This window comes from Hyphomonas atlantica corrig. (assembly GCF_017795365.1).
GTDB classification, from domain to species: Bacteria; Pseudomonadota; Alphaproteobacteria; order Caulobacterales; family Hyphomonadaceae; genus Hyphomonas; species Hyphomonas atlantica.
Map to the genome: position 1 here is coordinate 1,749,216 of NZ_CP051254.1, position 16,793 is coordinate 1,766,008.

Genomic DNA, 16,793 nt, shown 5'->3' on the forward strand with positions numbered 1-16,793 from the left:
TGCGTGTGATGCGCTTAGGCTTTCGGCTTGCCGCGATAGGGGCCTTTTGGCTGGGGCTTTCGAGCGCCGTCAGCCTTGTCGGCGTAAGGGTTCTTGCCCTGACGCACGAACAGGCGGATCGGCACGCCATGCATGTCGAACGCATCGCGCAGATTGTTCACCAGATAGCGCTTGTAGGTTTCCGGCATCTGGTCGCCGCGTGACGCGATCAGAACGAAGGTCGGCGGACGCGCCTTCATCTGCGCCATGTAACGTGGCTTGATCCGTTTGCCCTGCACGCTTGGGGGTGGGTGGCGCTCGATTGTATGGCGCAGCCAGCGGTTCAGGTCGCCGGTCTTCACGCGCGCGGTCCAGTCTTCATAGACCTTCGCCACGGCGGGCATCAGCTTGTCCGTATGCTTCCCGGTCAGGCCGGAGAGAAACACCACCGGAGCCCCGCCGGCGTTTGGCATCAGGCGATTGGCCAGATCGCGGATATGGCGTGCGGCCTCGTCGGGCTTCTTGACCGTGTCCCATTTGGAAATCACCAGCACAACGCCGCGCCCTTCGCGCAGGGCGAGGTCTGCAATCAGCAGGTCCTGTTTCTCCATCGCCTCATGTGCGTCCATGACAAGCGCTATGATGTCGGCATATTTCAGGGACCGGATGGTTTCGCCTGTCGACATGCGCTCCAGCCGTTCCTGCACCTTGTTCTTGCGGCGTAGTCCTGCCGTATCGACGAGGCGAATGCGGCGGCCTTCCCATTCCCAGTCAATGGAGATGGAGTCACGCGTGATCCCGGCTTCAGGGCCGGTCAGCAGGCGGTCAGATTTCAGAAGCTGGTTGATCAGGGTTGATTTGCCTGCATTCGGACGACCGACAATTGCCAGCTTGATCGGCTTGTCGTCCTTCTTGGGCTCTGGTTCGATGTCGACGTCAGCGGCTTCGATGGCGGCGACGAGATCGTCATCAGAGACGCTGAGATCGTCAATGTCGATATGGGCCAGCTTTTCGATGATGTCTTCGGCGGCGCGGGGATCGTAATCCGGCTCGGCTTCCTGCAGGGCCAGCTCGAATGCTTCCTCGCCCAGTGCCTGACGAATTGCCTCGAACAGTTCGGCAAGGCCTTCGCCATGTTCTGCGGACAGGCCGACCGGCTCACCAAGCCCCAGCGACCAGGCATCCATCACGCCGACCGCGCCCTGCTTGCCTTCAGCCTTGTTTGCGGCCAGCACAATCGGAATGTCTGCCTTGCGGAGCAGGGCTGCGAAATTTTCGTCTTCCGGCGTCACGCCGACGCGGGCATCGATCAGGAACAGCGCCAGTTCCGCCTCGGCAATGGCCGCTTCGGTCTGCTGGCGCATGCGGGATTCGAGGCTGTCATCATAGGCGGTTTCATAGCCCGCCGTGTCGATCAGGATCAGCGGCAGGGAGGCAAGATACCCTTCAGCCTGCTTGCGGTCACGCGTAACGCCCGGCTGGTCATCGACCAGCGCGATTTTCTTTCCGACAAGTCGGTTGAACAGGGTCGATTTGCCCACATTGGGGCGTCCGACGATGGCAAGTTTCAATGGCATGGCTCAGCCCGCTTCAATGCCTTCAGGCGAGGCGCGCCAGCCCGGCGCGGCCTGCTACTGAATGGCAACCAGTTTGGCATCGTCGGTCAGCAGGAAGAGTTTCCCCTGAACGGCGATGGGTTCGATATAGACAGTGTCCTTGATGTCGAGAGAGTCGGTCTGCTCCCCCGTCTGCGGATCAAAGGCCAGCAGTTCGCCATCAGACGACACGATCAGCACGCGGCCCGAGGCCAGTAGCGGCCCGGCATAGCTGATCCGCTTTTTCTTCTTCTTCTCGTTCTTGTACTGACGCAGTTCCGTTACCCAGAAGGCTTCGCCCGTGCCAGCGTCAAGCGCAGCCAGACGGGCATTGGTTCCGATGATGAACAGGTATTGCGATGCCAGGGCAGGGGCCTGGGTCGAGCCAATTGGTTTCGCCCAGACGCGATTGCCGCTGCGCCCATCAATCGCCACGGTGATGCCGGACTGGCTGGACGCAAACACAAGGCCACCGGCCAGAACCGGGCGGGAGCCGATGTCGTTGATCTCGGAAATCGGCGTGAAGCGGCCGGCCTGCGAAATGGCGTCGGTCCACAGCCGGCGGCCATTGTTCGCGAGATAGGCGATGATTTCGCCTGAAGAGTAGGGCGCGATCACGAAGTCTTCGATGGCGGCCGGGCTCGGGCTGCCCAGAACGCGGGCGGTTTCCGCGATGGCCTGATCGCTCCAGTCGGTGTCACCGGTTTCGAGATCCAGTGCAAAGACTTCGTTATTGTTGGAGGCCACAAAGATCGAGCCATCCTTGACGGTCGGGGCGCCGGTCATCGGAACACCCAGTTCGCGTTTCCAGATCTCGCTGCCATCTGCTGCGTTGAGGCGCATGATATAGCCAAAGCCGCTTGCAACGATCAGCGTATCGCCATTCACAGCGAGGCCACCGCCGAGCGCAGTCTTGTCGCGCTTGGTCAGGCCCTTGAGTTCCTTTTTCCAGAGCGTCCGGCCGTTGGACATGTCTGTGGCGTAGATCGTCTGGTCAGCGTCCAGCGTGAAGATCGCGGTTTCGCTGGCCACGGGCGGCGTGGTCACGGCGGATTTGTTGCTGGAACCTTTGCCGACGGAGGTGCGCCAGGCGACCTTCATGTCCTGCGCAGCGATGACATGACCGGGCGCCTTGGCAGGCGTGCCGCCCGCTTCAGGCCAGGAGGTCAGTGTCTGCGCTTCCGGCAGGTCGATGGACTGGGTGGCCAGATCCGGAGATGCTTCGATGGCTTCCTCAGCCAGCACCATGGTGACGCGGCCAGCCTTGTCGAGCTGTTCCTTCTCGTCATCCCCGGAATTGCCGAGGAAGGGGATGCTGCTGCAAGCCGACAGCGCAACCAGGGCGGTTGCGGTCGCGGTCAGCTGAAAACGGCGGGAAAGCCTCATTGGCCAGTCTCCTCAATATCGGCGGAATCGGTCTCGGCAGCCGCGCTGCTGTCGTCCGGTGCATCGGTGGTGCCTGCGTCTACCTCGTCTGCGTCCGCAGAGGCGGGGGCAGGCGGAATAGCGGCCAGCGCGATCTCGGCGCGGCGCTTTACGCCTTCGGGGGCGGCTGCGTCGAAGCGCAGGCGATTGAACTCTGTGCGGGCGCGGGCGATGTCGCCAGTCTCGAAAGCCTTTGCGGCGATCAGTTCGCGGGCGAGCGCGCCGAGCGGGCCTTCATCCTCGACCAGACTGCCGAGCGTCGCTTCCAGATCCTGCATGGACTGGGTATCGACCGAGAAATAGGCTGTCTTCAGGATCGACAGGCGCTCATACGGGCTGCCTTCCACGGCGGCGGCAGCAGACAGGGTGCGCGTGGCGCTGGTGGCGTCACCGCCCCCTTCATACTGGGTCTGCGCCAGATATTGCGCGGCCAGCGGGGCGATCTTGCCATTGCCTTCGGCCAGTTCGCGGAAGGCGGCTTCAGCCTCTACATACTGATCGTCTTCCAGCAGGTTCAGCGCGGTTTCGAATGCCAGGGCACGCTCATTGCGGGCCTGTTCGGCTTGCGGGCGCAGAACAAATTCGTTGAGAGCCACAGCCCCCACGAGCAGCGCCGCCGCGCCATAGATGAACGGCCTGTAGCGTTTCCACAGGCCTTCCATCTTGTCCTGACGGATGCTTTCTTCGACTTCGTCAAAAATGTCGCTCAACGGGGCGCTCCGATCGGGTAATCTGATTTCGGGGGGAACCTAGACGTGCCTGCGTCCAGCTGCAACGTGTCAGGGCTGTTTGGCATCAGGTTTTCGCAGGGAATAGGTCTCTGCCTGGCCGGGGAATTCGCGGGACCGGACATCGGCGGCAAACTTGCTGATGGCGGCATCTATGTCGGTGCGCAGGTCACCATAGCGGCGTACGAATTTCGGCGCCCAATCGAACAGGCCCAGCATGTCCTGTGTCACCAGCACCTGGCCATCACAGCTGGCTGAGGCCCCGATGCCGATTGTGGGACAGCTGACCTCGGCGGTGATCTCGTCTGCAAGATCCCGGGCGACGCCCTCGATCACAATGGCGAATGCGCCCGCCCGGTCAGCCGCGCGGGCCTCGTTCAGCACGATATCGCGTTCAGACCCCGTGCGGCCCTTGGCGCGGAAACCGCCATCGACATTGACCGCCTGTGGGCGCAGGCCGACATGGCCCATCACCGGAATGCCGCGCTCGACCAGATGCGCGATCTGGGTGGCTGCATAGGCGCCACTCTCGATCTTCACGGCCTGACAGCCGGTTTCCTTCATGATCCGCGCGGCATTCAGGAAGGCCTGATCCTCGCTGGTCTCATAGCTGCCGAAGGGCATGTCCACGACCACGAAGGCTTGTTGGCTGCCGCGCATGACGGCCTGACCGTGCAGGATCATCATTTCCATCGTGACGCCGACCGTGGAGGGCAGGCCGTGGACCACCATGCCAAGGCTGTCACCGACGAGGATCAGATCGGCATGCGGGTCCATGATCTCGGCCATCGGCGCGTCATAGGCGGTCAGGCAGACGAGCGGCTCCCCGCCCTTGGCGGCGGCGATGTCCTTGACGGTCTTGCGGGAAATTCGGGTTTGTTTCGACATGGCCAGCGACTTAGCCTGCCTCAGACCGGCGAGCAAGCGGCGGACGCCGGGCCTGCCATTGACGGGCGGTCAGCTGCGGCCCTTCGGGAAGTGCTGGGTGGCGGAGGTGATCACGACCCAGTCATGCCGGGTCTCTTCCCAGACAGACCGGACAGGCGCTGGAAAGTGTGGATCTGCAATCGCCCCGACAGCAATGCCAACCGCGTCCGGGTGCTTCTCCGTGGTCCAGTAAACGCTGGAGCCGCAGACCGGGCAGAAATGGGTGGTGAACGCGCCGCCGCTGTCGGCCTGCCGGGTCCAGGCACGGCTATCGCCCGAGAAGGAGAGCAGGGCGCGGGGGTAGTAGGCGCCAACGCCAAAGGGCGAGCCCGAGCGGCGCTGGCAGGCCGTGCAATGACAGGCAACGACAGCCGGCGTCACATCTACGGTCAGGATGACGACCAGCTGGCCGCAGGCGCATTGGGCCTCCATCCGCTAGCCCTTCAGCACGACCGGTACGCCGATCAGCCATTCGTGCAGGTGGAACACGAACACCAGATAGGCCCCGATGCCGATAATGAGCGCGCCGATGTCCCCCAGTGTGGAAGACGGCGCATCTGGGTCAGGGCCGTTGTCCCCACGCTTCTTGACGGCAATGCGGTCAATCACGGCATAGGCGAGGAAGCTGGTGAAGAGGACCACGGAATTCCATTCGCCATTGGCGATCAGATGGCCCAGCGCCCACAGCTTCACAGCAACCAGCATGGGGTGTTTCAGCGCTTTCTTGATCCGCCCGGCGGGCAGGTAGGCCGCGGCCAGGGCGATCATCGCAGGCAGCATCAGCGCCATCGTAACATGCCGGCCCCAGACCGGCGGGAAATAGAGCGAGCCGATCCAGCGAGCCTGGTCATAGCCGATGATGATCAGTACAAAGCCCGCAATCGCCACGAGACTGTAGAGGCCCATATAAGGCGCGTAGCCGAGCCGTTGGCGCAGATCCTTGCCCGGCGCGCGGCTGCGGAAAGCGGAAAACAGATGGACCCCGAAGAACAGGACCAGTCCGGCGACAAGATATGGCATGACAAATTCCTCCCGGTGAGAGGTTTATGCCGAGTCATTCAATTCTGGAAGAAAGCAGTTGGCCTTCAGCTCTCTGGCTCGTCCTTGATCCACACTTCCACTTCGCCCTTCAGCTTCAACGTCAGGGGGCGGCCCTTGCGGTCGACAGCCTTGCCGGCGGCAACACGGATCCAGCCTTCGGAGATGCAGTACTCCTCGACATTGGTTTTCTCGACGCCATTGAAGCGTACGCCGATCTCACGCTGCAGCAGGTCTGCATCGTGATACTTGCTGGCCGGGTCTAGGGCGAGGCGGTCTGGAAGTGTGTCAGTCATGCTTCGCTCTTTGCCAGCGAATCCGGGAAAAGCAAGTGGCCAGACGCAAGTCTGACGCGGTTTTACACTGTGAAGGTAGCGTTAACGACAAGCTGTGGAATTTTCCGTCACCTAAACCGGGCTTTATAGAACAGGGCTTAAGCGTCGATGCTCAATAGAGTGAATCGTCGATGCAAAGAATTTCCGACATAAAGCACTATCGCGCCATGCTGCACAATGCGCGGTCCATGGATGAGGCCGTGATGATGGAGCAGATTCGGGCGACCACCCAAAATCTGCCGGCGCTGTATGTCATGCTGTGTGTTGCGGCGTTTTCACTGGGCCTGTGCTTCCTTGAGGCTGCGCCGCTTTACCTGACACTCGGTATTCCCGCCTTCTTTATTGTTGGGAGTATCCTGCGCATCAGTCACTGGCAGATGTCGCAGGCAGATTTCACCGATCCGGACAAGGCGAAAAGAGATTTCCGGGCCATGGAAATTGGCTCAGTGACCATTTTCATCGTGCTGGGAGGATGGATTTGCCTGCTATTCCCCTATGCGGAAGGGGCTCGCGAGACACAGCTGGCCCTGTTCACGGGGTTGATCGGCCCGGTTGGCATGATGTGTTCCATGCCGCGCCCGCGCATCGTGGCAATCGGCCTGATCGGCACTTTGTTCGTCTTCAGCGCTCTGTTCGTTCTGGCCCATCCGGCGTCGTACAGTTTTATCGTGGTGCCGATGGCGGTGTCCTATCTCGTGTTCTTCAAAGTGTCCTATGCCCACAAGCAGCGGATTGTGGAGTCCGTAAACCTCCACTCCGAACTGGTTTCAGAGAATGAGCGCGCATCGGGCCTTGCCGAATCCAATCGCTTCCTGGCGCTGTCCGACACGTTGACTGGCCTGCCGAACCGCCGCCGGTTCTTTGAACAGATAAATCTCTTTTTCGACCGGTGCCCGGATGGCGAAATGCCGATAGTTGGCCTGGTTGATCTTGATGGTTTCAAGCCGCTGAATGACGTGTTCGGACATTCTGCAGGTGACGCTGTGCTGGTGGAGACGGCCGCGCGCCTGAAGACTGCAGTTGCCCGGTGGGGCGGCGTGGTGGCGCGCCTTGGCGGGGACGAGTTTGCCTATGTCCTGCCGTGGGATATGTGCCGTAAGGATGTGCTGGACTTTTCCGAGGAGCTGGTGAAGCAGGTCGGCCATCCCGTCATCCTGCCGAGCGGTGATACAAGCCGTGTGTCGGCTTCGATCGGACTGTCCTCACGGGGCTTTGAAGTTGCCTCGGCCAAGGATCTTCTGGAGCAGGCGGACTTTGCCCTGTTCCGCGCGAAAGAGCAGGCGGCCGGCGCCGTGGTGGAATTCTCCTCCCGTCACGCTGAAAGCAAGCGCCGCGAAGTGCTTGTCCATCAGGCCTTCAAGAATGCGCGGCTCGACCGCGAAATTCATCTCGTCTTCCAGCCCATCATCGATACGCATGATGGCACGATCAGCCGGTGCGAAGCGCTGGCGCGCTGGGACAGTCCGGAAATCGGCATGGTGCCGCCGGGCGAGTTTGTGCCGATTGCCGAGAAGGCAGGCATGACCCAGGAAATGACGCTGGCCGTGTTCCGCAAGGTGATTGCCCAGCTGAAAGTCTGGCCGGACAATGCCTGCATTGCCGTGAACCTGTCTGCGCAGGATGTGAACAGTCGGCAGTGCACGGATTTGATGGCCTCCATGCTGATTCGTCAGCCCCCAAGCTTGCGCAAGCGGATTTCCATTGAGGTGACCGAGACCTCCCTGTTGACGGACTTTACCGAGGTGCACAAGAATCTCATGAAGTTCCGCGAACTTGGCGTGAAGATCGCGCTTGATGATTTCGGCACGGGATTTTCTTCCCTGCGATACCTGCAGGAGCTGGAATTCGACATCGTCAAGATTGACCGCAGCTTCGTGTCCTCGATCGAGAGCAATGACAAGAGCTTCGGCCTTGTGCGGACCATCAGCCGTCTGTGCCGGTCTCTGTCGATCGCCTGCGTTGCCGAAGGCGTGGAGACGCGCGAGGAGTTGGAGCATGTCCGTGCGGCCGGATGCCATCTGGTGCAGGGCTTTTATTTCTCGACCCCGCTGACGGCTGAAAAGATGCTGCCTTACCTGACGGGCGAGGAAAGCTTTGAGGGCATGGGCACCCTGGTTCCTGTCCCGCGCCGCGACGTGGCCTGAGCCTCGCCTGCAACGGACGTTTCCGATTCTTCTGTCAACTCCCTGCCGGGTGTGATAATTCGGTCTCCATACTGCAATTCTGGCAGTTGGGAGGGGACAGTATGACACTATCGGTTTTCAGCGCAGGATTTGGCCGAACAGGCACAATGTCCTTGAAGCTGGCTCTGGAACAATTGGGATTCGGGCCTTGCCACCACATGATCGAGGTGATCGAGAATGGCGATGCGCAGGTGCCGCTCTGGAATGAGGCGCTGGCCGGGCGCGCGGATTTCGAGGCGATCTATGCCGGCTATGGCGCGGCGGTAGACTGGCCGACCGCCGCCTTCTGGCAGGAGCTCGCCGCCGCGTATCCGGACGCCAAAGTGATCCTTTCCTCGCGCTCAGCCGAGAGCTGGTACAACAGTATTTCCGAAACCATCCTAGCCACGGTCTGGGATGAGGCGTCCTGGCCGCCGCCCGCGGTGGAATGGTTCAGGATGGTCTCCAAAGTGCTGGAGCGCAGCCTGGGCGGTGCCCGCGACCGGGATGGCATCATCGCCGCCTTCGAGGCGCATGAGGCCGCGGTGAAGGCCGCCATTCCGGCCGAGCGCCTTCTGGTGCATTCGGCCAAGGATGGTTGGGCGCCCCTGTGCGCCTTCCTCGATGTGCCGCTCCCGGATGAGCCTTATCCGCGGACCAACACAAAGGAAGAATTCTTCGAACACATGAAGAAGGCCGACGATCTGTAGGGAGACGAGCGTGCCACCCGCACATGCGACGCCTGTGAGGGCGCTTCGGTCGTGGGGCTGGGTTTTCTGGAGGTGGGGATCGCGGTCAGGTGTCCGGCAAGGGCAAGGGGCCCTGCGTGAAGACATGCGGGATGTACGCGATGCGGCGCGGAGAGGGCGCGGCGATTTGCGGGAGGTCCCGGCGTTCGCCGGGATGAGCGGGGTCCGGGCCGGTGAGGGCCTCTTGATAGGCTTTGGAGGGAGTGAAGCTGAACGGATCAGGCGTCAGGTCTTCCGGGGCCTTCTCGATCCAGTTGAGATAGACATTGCCGCGCCGGTCGATCAGCGTGCTGAACAGCACGCCCTTGCCGCGCACCGCACGCACATAGGCGCGGATCATCACGATCTGCAGCCAGATCCAGAACCGGTAGGGTTCCAGATGCGCCGGCAGCGGTGTTGCAAGGGGGCGAAACAGCGAGTCCATGCCGCTTAGCCTGCCACAGCGCGAGGGCCTGTCGGATACGGGACAAAGAAAAACCCCTGACCTGCCGGGCAGATCAGGGGTTTTCAGAGTTCAGGGCCGGGGAGAGGCTGAAATCTGTCCCCGGATTAATTAGTAACTCTTCGGCAGGCCTAGGACGCGTTCGGCGATGAAGTTGAGGATCATTTCGCGGCTGACCGGGGCGATGCGGGCGAGCATGGCTTCGCGCATCATACGCTCGACATGATATTCCTTCGCATAGCCCATGCCGCCATGAGTCAGCACGGCGGTCTCGCAGGCGCGGAAGCCGGCCTCGGTGCCGAGATATTTCGCGGCGTTCGCTTCGGCCCCGCAATCCTGTCCGGCATCATAGAGACCGGCGGCCTTGTAGGCGAGCATTTCGGCGGCCGACAGTTCGGCCCATGCCTTGGCCAGTGGATGCTGGATGCCCTGGTTCTGCCCAATCGGACGGCCAAAGACGACGCGCTCTTTCGCATAGGTCGCCGCGCGTTCCAGCGCCGCAAAGCCGAGGCCGATGGATTCCACGGCGAACAGGACGCGCTCAGGGTTCAGGCCCTGAAGCAGGTATTTGAAGCCTTCGCCTTCCTCGCCGATGAGGTGGTCTTTCGGCACTTCCAGACCGTCAATGTAGAGCATGTTGCACTCCACCGCCTTGCGGCCCATTTTCGGGATCGGCTGGCGCTCGATCTTGTTCGGGTCGAGGTCTGTGTAGAACAGGGAGAGGCCGAGATACGGCTTGGCGCACTGGTCCTTGGGCGTGGTGCGCGCGATGATGAGGATCTTGTCGGCGCGCTGGGCCCCGGTCGTCCAGATCTTGCGGCCATTGATTGTGTAGCCGGTGTTCGTGCGCTCGGCCTTGGTCTCCAGGCTGGACGTGTCGAGGCCGGAATTCGGCTCGGTCACGGCAAAGCACATCTTCTCCTCGCCGGAGATGATCTTGGGCAGGTTTTCGCGCTTCTGTTCCGGATTGCCGAACCGCTCCAGCGGCTTCGGCCCGAAAATGTTGAGGTGGATGGCCGAGGCGCCGGAATAGCCCGCGCCGGTGCGCGTGACGGTTTGCATCATCAGCGCCGCTTCGGTCAGGCCGAGGCCTGCGCCGCCATATTCTTCGGGAAAGGCAATGCCCAGCCAGCCACCCGCGGCCATGGCGTCGCAGAATTCCTCCGGCCAGTTGCCGGTCTCGTCGGTCTTCGCCCAATACTCGTCCCCAAAGGGTTCGAGCGTTTTTTCGACGGCGGCCTTGATGGCGGTCTGGTCTTCACTCATCGGCGCGATCTGGTGCATGTGACGGTATCCTCCTGTCGCCCAGACTTAAGCCGGGCAGGCAGGCCCGTCCAGCGATGGCCCTGCGTCAGTCGAGCGCAATGTGGTCAGTCGTTCGGCTCCAGCCATCCGGTATAGGTCGCAACATGGCCACCAAGCGGCAGGTCGATGCGCACGTCGAAGCAGGCGCGGCCTTGCGCATCTACGGTTTCCCGGGTCGTGCTGCGCGGGCGGAGGAATGGGGGTAAGGGGGCACCCAGAAGGCGGGCTGAGACGACTGGGTATGCCAGATGCGTGTCATTGACGCCGAGCGCTATCGTGAAGCTGAGCAGGCCAAAGCGCTCGCGCATGCGGCCGCTGCCGGGTGGGGATGCGGCAGACAGTTGGGATCGGAAAGTGTGCGTTCCAAAGGTTCGTTGCCAGGTTTCCGCCTCGCCGTTGCGGGTCATGCTGACCGTGACGGGGACATCATTGCCGGCCGGAGGAAAGCCGGCAATGGCCCCTGCAAGGCGCGACAGCAGGCTGGTGCCCCGAACAATACTTGCGCGGCCTGTCCAGCGCCGGGCGTGACTGACCGCGTGGAGCTGTTGGATCGGGGGTGGGAGGCGCTTGAATTGGTCGCCGAGAATTGTCGTAAAGAGGAAGGGAGCAGGGCGCTCCGTCTGTCCCGTCGTTACGCGCAGTCGACCCAGGGCATGTTCGGCTTCGTCCAGGGTGAACTCATTGAGGCAGGGGCGCGCACCCGGCGCGATTTCTCCGCTGGCGATCTTGCGGCAGAGGATTTCAGCAGGGATGGCCGGAATGGCAGGGCCGTCGCCACCCTCCACGATCAGTGTCCAGTCACGCGCGATGGGTTCTCGCCTCGCTTTTAGGCCCGTAACCGAGACGCGCATGCCTCCGGTCGACGACCCGAACGGTTCCAGCCGGTCGGCCACCCATTTCAGCGGCCGGGCGAGCGGCGCCAGGCTGGGCAGCCATTTCCAGCGTACCGGCTGTGAGAGAAGGCTGAGCCCGCCATGCATCAGTTTCAGGTCGAGACCGGCGCGAAAGCTGACGGATCGCGCATTGAAATGAGCGGGGAAAAGCTGAAGGTCTGGCGCGCCAATCAGGCTGGCCCATCGGCGGCGGAGCGTTGGCGCGCCGGGAAGGGAAAGAGTCAGGGTCGTGATGTCTCCCCATCCGGTAACCTCTTTCCATTGCCCGGCCTGCCAGATACGCATTGGGCGCCCGGCCTGTCCGGCGATCGCCCGGATGACCGACAAACCGCGGGGGGCGCGATTGCCGGGTAGGATGACGCTTTCAATATGGTCAATCTGCTCCATCCCCGAATTCAACCGCGTGACCGCGGCGGACGACAGGGCCGGTACGCTGGATACGCCCGACAGGACAGTAAGGGCTTTCTCGCGTGCCTGATCGTTCAAGATCGAGATATTGGCTGTGAAGTCTCCGTCGTCGGACAAGTCGAGGTAATGGGCACCAGCCGCCAACGCGGCCCGTGCGATTGGGTAGCGATCATCGCAGCGACGCTGAAACGGACCTGAGGCGTCTACGACGATGAAAGGGGCCTCGGCGGCAAGCCGGTCAGCGAAATCGTTCGTGTGCGTGTCCAGCTGAGCGGGGCGGCAGGGGGTGCCCGTGCAAAAAGCGCTAGCCTTCGAAAAGCTCCGACCTGCGACGATCACCTCAAACCGCGGGTCGGCAGAGAGCGCCTTTGCCAGTTTTCCTCCGAATACGCCATATCCACCCAGGATGAGAACACACTTACTCAATTAGCCGGGCCTTCAGTTCGGGCGAAGGCATAGGGCATGTGCGCCTTCCCAGCTTGTACCGGTTGCGGGCGATCAGCAGATAGAGCGACTTGCTGAATCCGTCGGGCAAGAAATTCAAAATGCGGGCGGCGCGCCACGGCCAGCCGAGTGTGCTCATAGCGGCTGTGAAGGCGCGCATGTGAGTGTATGCGCTGCCACCGATTATCACGATGTTTGTTTCCATCTCCTCCGGACAGAGATCGTATTTGCGATAGAGGTTCTGCCCGGTCTGAGAGTGCGCTGTAACAAATCGGAAACGTCCGAGCTTGTCATTCCGCGTCATGAAATGTGCGAAGCCCGAACAGAAAACACAATATCCGTCGAAGACGATGAGATCTTGTGGCGCAACATCGGTCATTCGGGCTCTCTCCGTGAGGAACGCCATCAATCTAATGTTGATTTTAGCAATTGGCCAAGCCTGTCGGGAGCGTGCGTCGCTTTGTCTGCAATTAGGGTCTTTCTAGCAGTCGAGCGCAATGTGGTCCGTGATGCCGATGGCCTGGAGGAAGGCGGGGTCGTGGCTGATGACGAGGAGGGCGCCGGTATAGGCGTTGAGGGTGGCTTCGAGGGTTTCGATCGTGGCCATGTCGAGATGGTTGGTCGGCTCGTCCAGCAGGAGGAGTTCGGGCGGCTCGGGCGCGGCGAAGATGGCGGCGAGGCCAGCGCGCAGGCGTTCGCCGCCGCTGAGCGTGCTCACGGATTGGTGCGCCGCCTCGTTGCGGAAGGCAAAGCGGGCGAGGGCGGCATGGGCCGCGTTGCGGCTGAGATGCGGCTGCACGGTGTGGAGCGCGTCGAGGATGGAGCCTTCCCGCGGCAGAAGGCTGACATGCTGGTCCAGCCGGGCGATGCGCGGCGTCAGCGTCTCGACCGTGCCGGAGACGGGGGGGATTTCGCCGAGGATCATCCGCATCAGCGTGGACTTGCCCGAGCCATTGGGGCCGGAGATGGCGACGCGCCGGGGGCCGCGCAGCTCAAACGAGAGCGGGTCGAACAGGTGGCGATCCCCGAAGGCGGCGACCGCGTCTTTTACGCGGAGAATGTCTTTCGAATGGGGCAGGTCTATGTGTGGCACATCCATCGAGATGGGCGCGGTGATCTCGACTTTTGCGCGGGCGGCCTCGAAGGCGTCTGCGGCGTCGCCAATCAGGCGTCCGGCGAGGTGGTCGCCGCGGGCAGATGTGTGTTCGGCGCGTTCGGCTCGGGCATTCAGCACGAGCTTTGGCTGGGATCCGCGCGCGCGGGTCGCCCGGCCCAGCTTTTCCCGCCGGTCCTGTTTCTCGCGGGCGCGCTGGGCGTCTGTCTCGGCACGCTTGAGGGCACCGGCGGAGCGGGTAAGGTCGGCTTCGGCCTGGGCGCGGGCCGCGTTGCGCGCTTCGCGAAAGGCGCTCCAGCCGCCGCCGAACAGTGTGACACCGATGGGGGTCAATTCCACGATCCGGTCGACCTGCTCCAGCAGGTCCCGGTCATGACTGGCGATGAGTGCGCCGCCGCGCCACTGGGCGAGCAGGTCGGCGATGGCACACCGCCCGTCCGCATCGAGATTGTTTGTGGGTTCGTCCAGCAGCAGGATGTCCGGCTGCTCCAGAAGAAGGCGGGCGATCATCACGCGTGTGCGCTCGCCGCCGCTGAGTTGTGGCATGGGGGTATCAAGCGGCATGTCGCGCAGGCCGGTGGAGGCGAGGGTCTCTTCCAGCCGGGCTTCCAGCGTCCAGTCGGCCAGCTCAGCATCTTCCAGTGTGCCATCGCCCGCCGCCAGACGCGCGAGCCGGGCAAGGCCTTCTGCCACGCCGAGGGTTTCGCTGAGGGTCTGCGACTCATCGGCAATCTGGGCAAGGCGGCCCAGCCGGGCGTGTACGGACAGTGTGCCGCGCGCGGGCGTGACCTCACCGGCAATCGCGCGCAGCAGTGTGGACTTGCCACAGCCATTGCGCCCGACAAGGCCAATGCGTTCGCGGCCAAGCGACAGGTTCAGCCCGTCAAAGAGCGGCGTGCCGTCAGGCGTGGTGAGGGAAAGGGAATCGAGCGTGAGAAGAGAAGACATGGGCAGGCCGGATCATCATGGAAAGGGAGAGCGAAGCGGTGGGCTTTGCGTAATCCATGTCTTTGGCCTCCAATATTGTCTCGGGATGGTGTCTCTGCGGATCGAGGCGTCTACATACGCATTCCGCGGCCCAGTTCAAGGGAAGCCGCTCTAGTTGAGCTTAACCATCGATGTCGTCGGCTTGGTTGGATGCAAGTTGGTGGTGATTCAAGCTTTGCCGAGACAGCGAAGCCGTTTGGGCAACATGAAGTCCTTTTACGTCAGTTTCTAATTTGACAAAACGTTCAAGTATCTGTCCATGCATCTCGGCAGTTTGCATCATGCTTGCGTTCTTAGCCTTCTCCAAAGTAAGTTCTGAACTGTTTTCGAGCTTTGAAATTCTATCGTTCAAATCCCGAATCAAGTTGTCCATTCGATCAAGGGTTCCCTCTAAGCGGGCAACATTCGAGGTCAACGTCATAACTTCTCTAAAAAGATCAACAGCTCCCATAACTACTTGCTTTCTATTTTTTGGATAGTTTTTTCAAGTCTATTGATTGTACTATTTAGCTTCAAAGAAATTTGCTGAACTTGTGTGGCGATGACTGCCTCAGCCTCCTTGTCACTCATTTCAAATTGTCCGTCTTGAGGAAGCATCAAGGATGCTATGCCGAGTGCTTCAGAATTAGCTGCAGCCTGCTTGTCATCGAAACGGGTAGAGTAGGTTGACTGATGTGAAGTAAGCCTCGACAAAAGAGTTTTTGCTCGTTCTCGTAATGAGTCTAATGAACCTATTTCTCTTTCCGTGAATCCGACATGTTCGTCTGCGGTCATATATACGAAGTGCTGCATAAGGCCGCCAAAAGTTGGCTCTTCAATAGAGGTCGGTGTCACGTTCCCATCAGGGCCATCGGAAAATTCGACATGTACAACTTTAACGTCATTTAAGTCAGCGTTGTGAAACCTCCAAACTGGGAATGCTCTAGTCGGATCTAAGTCAGAACTAATATCGCTGATTAAAAACCAATTATCACCGGCGGGTAATGGTCGTATTTGTTCTTCGCTGGAGGGCGGTTTACTATCTTTAGCCATTTAAGTTGTCAGCTGTGATCGTTGTCAGCCTCGACTATAAGCAACTTTTCGTTTAAATTGCAACCGGTTCGGCGTGAATGCCTCGGCGAGGGGATTTGCGGTCTCCTCCAGCATCAGGTCGGCGATGATGCGGGCGGTGATCGGAGTCAGCAGGATGCCATTGCGATAGTGGCCTGCGGCAACAAACATGTTCGGCTGGCGCGTGCGACCGAGGAAGGGCGCGAGGTCTGGCGTACCGGGGCGAACGCCGGACCAGGTCGAGGCGATCCGCGCATCGGCCAGCGAGGGCACGATGGTCGCCGCGCGCGACAGGAGCGCGGCAATATCATCCGTGTTCGGCATGCCCGTCGTGCGGCCCGGCTCCATCGTGGCGCCAATGACCAGTTCCCGGCCACGCGGCACCATATAGATCGGCCCGGCGCGCAGCGTCGTGTCAGGATGGTCGGCGCGTCGCTCTACAGACAGCATCTGGCCACCGAACGTATCGATCTCGTCCAGCGTGGTTTCCCAATTCACGAGGCTGAATTGTTTGCCCTGTTCGCTCACCTTCAGCGCGGCGCTCTGCCAGCCGGCGGTGACGAGCAACAGATCATGGCCGTCGATCGCCAGTGTGCTGCCGGAGGCATGGAGCGGCGCGGCGGTGGCTTCGAGTGTGATGGCGGGATGGCGTTCGCAGACCGAGATCAGCGCAGACACGACAGCGCGATTGTTCACATGGCCATCGGTCTGGAGTCGCAGGGCGCCGCACAAATCCGGGGAGAGGGCGGGCTCTATGGCGCGGGCGGCGGCGATGTCCAACTGGTCGCCGGGCAGGGCGCGGGCCTGAAGCGTTTCCAGAATGCCGTCCAGATGTTTGGCCGTGGCCTCATCTGCGGCGACAGCGAGCGAGGGGCCGGGCGCATAGCCGACGGACTGGCCGCTCTCGCGTTCCAGCTGCTCGGCGAAATCCGGCCAGAGACCTGCGCTTTCAAGGCAAAGATCGAACAGGCGCGGATGAACGCCCTCTTCGCTGGCCGCTTCGAAGGCCGGGGCGATCATGCCGGCGGCGGCCCAGCTGGCGCCGCGTCCGGGCGGGTTCGGATCATACAGGGTGACGGATGCGCCGCGCCGGGCAAGTTCCAGCGCGCAGCTCAGCCCGATGATGCCTGCGCCTGCAATGGCAATGCGGGGATGTGAGGAATTGGCAGCGGCGCAGGTCATGCGCGCTATCTAGGCGATAGAATTGCAGAA

At 61.6% G+C, this 16,793-nt stretch carries 17 protein-coding genes; 2 read left to right on the forward strand and 15 right to left on the reverse strand.

What is annotated here, in order from left to right:
* Positions 1 to 14: 14 nt before the first annotated feature.
* From der to HF931_RS08660, 7 genes are all read right to left on the reverse strand, one after another.
* Entirely contained in the window at positions 15 to 1,556 is a 1,542-nt protein-coding gene (gene der / locus HF931_RS08630) for a ribosome biogenesis GTPase Der (protein WP_035555536.1), read from the reverse strand.
* A gap of 54 nt (positions 1,557 to 1,610) precedes the next feature.
* On the reverse strand, positions 1,611 to 2,960 hold the full coding sequence (locus HF931_RS08635; RefSeq protein WP_273243142.1) for a PQQ-like beta-propeller repeat protein: 1,350 nt from the start codon (positions 2,958 to 2,960) through the stop codon (positions 1,611 to 1,613).
* Entirely contained in the window at positions 2,957 to 3,709 is a 753-nt protein-coding gene (locus tag HF931_RS08640) for a hypothetical protein (RefSeq protein ID WP_273243143.1), read from the reverse strand. Before HF931_RS08640 ends, HF931_RS08635 begins: the two co-directional genes overlap by 4 nt.
* A 69-nt stretch (positions 3,710 to 3,778) precedes the next feature.
* Positions 3,779 to 4,615, reverse strand: coding sequence for a 3-methyl-2-oxobutanoate hydroxymethyltransferase (panB, locus tag HF931_RS08645; RefSeq protein ID WP_273243144.1), 837 nt, complete (start codon positions 4,613 to 4,615; stop codon positions 3,779 to 3,781).
* A 69-nt stretch (positions 4,616 to 4,684) separates the two neighbouring features.
* Positions 4,685 to 5,086, reverse strand: coding sequence for a GFA family protein (locus HF931_RS08650; RefSeq protein WP_273243145.1), 402 nt, complete (start codon positions 5,084 to 5,086; stop codon positions 4,685 to 4,687).
* A gap of 3 nt (positions 5,087 to 5,089) precedes the next feature.
* Positions 5,090 to 5,674, reverse strand: a complete 585-nt coding sequence (locus HF931_RS08655) for an NnrU family protein (RefSeq protein ID WP_273243146.1) — start codon at positions 5,672 to 5,674, stop codon at positions 5,090 to 5,092.
* A gap of 65 nt (positions 5,675 to 5,739) precedes the next feature.
* Positions 5,740 to 5,988 carry a DUF3297 family protein gene (locus HF931_RS08660; RefSeq protein ID WP_035555553.1) on the reverse strand — a complete coding sequence of 83 codons (249 nt, stop codon included), beginning with the start codon at positions 5,986 to 5,988 and terminating at the stop codon, positions 5,740 to 5,742.
* Between the two features lie 170 nt (positions 5,989 to 6,158).
* Here HF931_RS08660 and HF931_RS08665 point away from each other — a divergent pair, with 170 nt between their 5' ends.
* A complete protein-coding gene (locus HF931_RS08665; protein ID WP_273243147.1) occupies positions 6,159 to 8,171 on the forward strand; it encodes a putative bifunctional diguanylate cyclase/phosphodiesterase in 2,013 nt (670 codons plus the stop codon).
* A 101-nt stretch (positions 8,172 to 8,272) separates the two neighbouring features.
* Positions 8,273 to 8,899 (forward strand): sulfotransferase family protein, encoded by a 627-nt coding sequence (locus HF931_RS08670; protein WP_273243148.1) that lies wholly within the window; start codon positions 8,273 to 8,275, stop codon positions 8,897 to 8,899.
* Positions 8,900 to 8,984: 85 nt separating this feature from the next.
* On the opposite strand, the gene HF931_RS08675 is transcribed toward HF931_RS08670, so the two are convergent.
* From HF931_RS08675 to thiO, 8 genes are all read right to left on the reverse strand, one after another.
* Positions 8,985 to 9,362: a hypothetical protein gene (locus HF931_RS08675; protein ID WP_273243149.1), complete on the reverse strand. Its 378-nt coding sequence runs from the start codon at positions 9,360 to 9,362 to the stop codon at positions 8,985 to 8,987.
* A 129-nt stretch (positions 9,363 to 9,491) separates the two neighbouring features.
* Positions 9,492 to 10,664: an acyl-CoA dehydrogenase family protein gene (locus tag HF931_RS08680; RefSeq protein WP_273243150.1), complete on the reverse strand. Its 1,173-nt coding sequence runs from the start codon at positions 10,662 to 10,664 to the stop codon at positions 9,492 to 9,494.
* Positions 10,665 to 10,750: 86 nt separating this feature from the next.
* Positions 10,751 to 12,412: an SDR family oxidoreductase gene (locus HF931_RS08685; protein WP_273243151.1), complete on the reverse strand. Its 1,662-nt coding sequence runs from the start codon at positions 12,410 to 12,412 to the stop codon at positions 10,751 to 10,753.
* Positions 12,405 to 12,809 (reverse strand): thiol-disulfide oxidoreductase DCC family protein, encoded by a 405-nt coding sequence (locus tag HF931_RS08690; protein ID WP_273243152.1) that lies wholly within the window; start codon positions 12,807 to 12,809, stop codon positions 12,405 to 12,407. The genes HF931_RS08685 and HF931_RS08690 overlap by 8 nt, the downstream gene beginning before the upstream one ends.
* Positions 12,810 to 12,911: 102 nt before the next feature.
* Positions 12,912 to 14,492 (reverse strand): ABC-F family ATP-binding cassette domain-containing protein, encoded by a 1,581-nt coding sequence (locus HF931_RS08695; RefSeq protein ID WP_273243153.1) that lies wholly within the window; start codon positions 14,490 to 14,492, stop codon positions 12,912 to 12,914.
* Positions 14,493 to 14,652: 160 nt separating this feature from the next.
* Positions 14,653 to 14,982 carry a hypothetical protein gene (locus HF931_RS08700; protein ID WP_273243154.1) on the reverse strand — a complete coding sequence of 110 codons (330 nt, stop codon included), beginning with the start codon at positions 14,980 to 14,982 and terminating at the stop codon, positions 14,653 to 14,655.
* Between the two features lie 2 nt (positions 14,983 to 14,984).
* Complete coding sequence (locus tag HF931_RS08705; RefSeq protein ID WP_273243155.1) at positions 14,985 to 15,563, reverse strand: hypothetical protein; 579 nt, start codon at positions 15,561 to 15,563, stop codon at positions 14,985 to 14,987.
* A gap of 24 nt (positions 15,564 to 15,587) precedes the next feature.
* Entirely contained in the window at positions 15,588 to 16,763 is a 1,176-nt protein-coding gene (gene thiO / locus HF931_RS08710) for a glycine oxidase ThiO (RefSeq protein WP_273243156.1), read from the reverse strand.
* Positions 16,764 to 16,793: the final 30 nt, after the last annotated feature.